Annotated in this window: 2 protein-coding genes; both read right to left on the bottom strand. The window is 75.5% G+C overall.

The annotated features are described in order from the left end of the window. The coding region (locus IF37_RS0138045; RefSeq protein ID WP_037858245.1) for an AAA family ATPase at window positions 1-2,457 on the bottom strand (2,457 nt) is incomplete at its 3' end. A gap of 145 nt (window positions 2,458-2,602) precedes the next feature. Beyond that, window positions 2,603-3,076, bottom strand: a 474-nt coding sequence (locus IF37_RS0138040; protein WP_030754176.1) for a helix-turn-helix domain-containing protein, incomplete at its 5' end; no start/stop codon positions are given.

The raw sequence follows: 3,076 nt of genomic DNA, 5'->3' as shown, positions 1-3,076 counted from the left end.
CGCTTCCGCGAACGCCGTGTGGGCCCGGGTCAGCGCGGCCGCCGCCTGCGGTCCGCGGCCCGCCGCCAGGAGCGCGCGCCCCAGGTCCGCGTAGGCCGGCGCCCGGACCAGGGGGCGCGGACTCGCCGCGAGCAGCTCGACGGCCCGGGCCAGCAGCACGGCGTCGTTCGTCACGAGTCCACGGGCCTGCACCGCGACCCCCGCGGCCGTCGGCACCGCCGGATTGCGCTCGGCGTGCGCCTCGGCCTGCGCCGCCAGCTCCTCGGCGAGCCCCTGGTCCCCGGCGCGCAGCGCCATGCGGATCGCGGTGCCGGCCCAGGTGCGCAGCAGCCGCCAGCGCATGAAGGGGTTCTCCCGCTGCACCTCGCGCATCCGGTCCACGACGAGCCGGCCGTCCCCCTCGGCGTCCGCGTGCACCGCCTCCAGGAAGCGCACCGCCGCCGTGTTGCCCGGATTGGGCTTGGCCACGAGCTTCTCCCGCGCCGCGGCCAGATGCTCCCGGGCCGCCTCCCGGTCGCCGCGCAGCAGGGCGATGCGGGAGCGGATGACGCGGGCGTTCACCTGCTGGACGGGTACCTCCACCTCGTCCTCCAGACGCTCCATCGTCACGAAGTCGGCGTCCGCGTCGTCCAGCCTGCCCAGCTCCAGGTGCTGCTGCCCCTGCGCCCACAGCAGCATCGCCTCACGCACCCCGTGGGCCTCGTCCGCCGCCTTCACGAGCAGCCGCTCGGCCGCCCCGAAGTCGTCCATGTGCTGGCTGGCGACGATCTCCTCGGGCAGGAAGGAGGAGTCGACGGCGCTGAGCGCGGTGAACCGCCCCAGTGCCACCGCGTTCTCGCCCGCGTTGAGCGCTATCTCGCCGAGCGCGAACAGCGCCTGCACATGCGCTTCCCGGTCACCGATGGCGACGGCGGCCCGCAGCGCCTCCTCGCCCGCCTCCCGCGCGGGCGCCAGATCGTGTCCCCGGGACAGGGCCAGCGCCCGCAGGGCGGCCAGCCGCGCCGCGACCTCCGGCGCGGCGCCCCCGACCGCGAGCGTCGCCTCGGCACGCCGGCGCAGCTCGTCGGCGAGGTCCATGTTCCACAGCGGCCCGCCGAGGGCCGCCTGCACCCGGCCGAACGTCTCCATCGGCGGCCGGCGCGCGAGCAGCAGGTCCCCGGTCGCCAGCGCCTCCCGGTTCCGGCCGGCCCGGGTCAGGGTGCCGATCGCCTGCTCCCCGACGGCGAACCACAACGGCCGTCCGGCCGGCAGCAGCTCCAGGGCACGCGTCACCAGGTCGGCCGCGAGGCCCGGCGTCACCGGCAGCACGTCCTCCGCGGCGCGCCGCAGCAGTGCCACCGCCTCCTCGTCACCGGGCTGCGCGCCGCGCAGGAGGTGCGACACCACGTCGATCGGCGGGTGACCGGCGGCGACCAGCCGGCCCGCGGCCTCCCGGTGCAGCGCCTTGCGGGCCGAGGGCGGGATGTCCACGTACACCGCCTGGCGCAGCAGATCGTGCCGGAAGACCAGGCGGTCGCCGTCGTCGTCGAGCAGTCCCGCGCCCACCGCCTCCTCCAGCGCCGCGAGCGACTCGACGGACGGCGTGCCGCAGAGCGCCGCGGCGTCGTGGAAGTGGAAACCCCTTCCCAGCACGGCTCCCATCTGGAGGAAGCGCAGCGTGCCGGGCCGCAGCGAACCGAGCCTGCCGCGGACGCCCGTCACCAGCCCGGGGGGCACGACCTCACCGGAGGCGTCGGCGGTCCGCAGTCCCGCGAGCATCTCCACGGCCAGGAACGGGTTGCCCCCGGCCCCTTCCAGCAGGCCGCGCACCCGCTCGTCGACGGCGACCCCCAGGGTGTCGCCGGCCAGCTCGCCGATGGCGGCGCCGGACAGCGGGCCCAGGGACACGGTGCTCACCGGCAGCTCGCCCTGCGCGGCCGCGACGATCTCCTCCGCCGGCCCGCCGACGCCCCGCCGCACGGTCAGCAGCCACAGCACGGGCGAGGTCCGCAGGCGTCGCGGCAGATGTTGCAGGGCGAACCGGCTCAGCGGGTCGGCCCACTGCACGTCGTCCAGGGCGAGCAGCACCGGCAGGCTCGCGGCGCGTTCCTCGATCACTTCCGCCAGCCGTTCGACCAGCCAGATCCGCTGGTCGTGATGGCGTGCGAGGTCGGCGAAGGCGTCACCGGACAGCAGCGGCCGGTCACCGTGCAGGATGCAGGTGGCCAGCGAGGACAGCGGCACGAGGTGGTGCAGCTCGTCCGCCTTGCCGAGACCGGCGAAGAAGCCCCCGGCCTCCGCCCCGGCGACGGCCTCGGTGAGCAGCGTGGTCTTGCCGATGCCCGGTTCCCCGCGGATCACGGCCAGGGCGCCGCTGCCGCCGCGGGCCACCGAGGTGACCAGGGTGTGCAGCGCGTCCAGCTCGGTCTCGCGACCGCGCAGACCCTGCCGGGACAGTGACCGATCCGACCCCGTCACCCCGACCCTCCCTGTCCGCAGGCGCCACGACACCGGCGCACCAGGGGGCCCACTATGGCAAAAATGGCAGCTCAGCGCACACAGGGTCGGTGCGGGGGACGGCCCCTCGCCGATTCGGCCGGCGGTGCCCCGGTGTGGTGGCGGCTCAACGCCCCGACGGCGGGGGCGTGGTGGCCGTGAGCCCGGGGGAGTTGCGCCACTCGGCGGGGGAGACGCCGTAGGCGGCCCGGAAGACCCGGCTGAAGTGCGAGGCGCTGGTGAAGCCCCAGCGGTGGGCGATCGCGGCGATGGTGAGTCCCGCCACTTCCCGGCGGGCCAGGTCGCGCCGGCACTGCTCCAGCCGGCGCTGCTGTATCCACCGGCTGACGGTGATGTCCTCCAGCTCGAACAGCTTGTGCAGATAGCGGACGGAGATGTGGTGGGCCCGGGCGATGACGTCCGGCGCCAGGTCCGGATCGGTCAGGTGCTGGTCGATGTAGGCCCGGATGCGCAGCAGCGACATGCGGGCGACGGTCGGGGCGTCCGGGGCGCTCCGGCCCAGACGCTCCTCGGCCAGGGTCTGCACCAGGTCCACCACGTTCCGGGCGATCGACTCGCCGGTGCGCTGCGGATACGTCGA

It is taken from the genome of Streptomyces sp. NRRL S-31 (assembly GCF_000718775.1).
In the GTDB taxonomy this organism is placed as follows: domain Bacteria; phylum Actinomycetota; class Actinomycetes; order Streptomycetales; family Streptomycetaceae; genus Streptomyces.
Note: the sequence above shows the minus strand (reverse complement) of the source record. Positions and strands in the feature narration are given on the sequence as shown.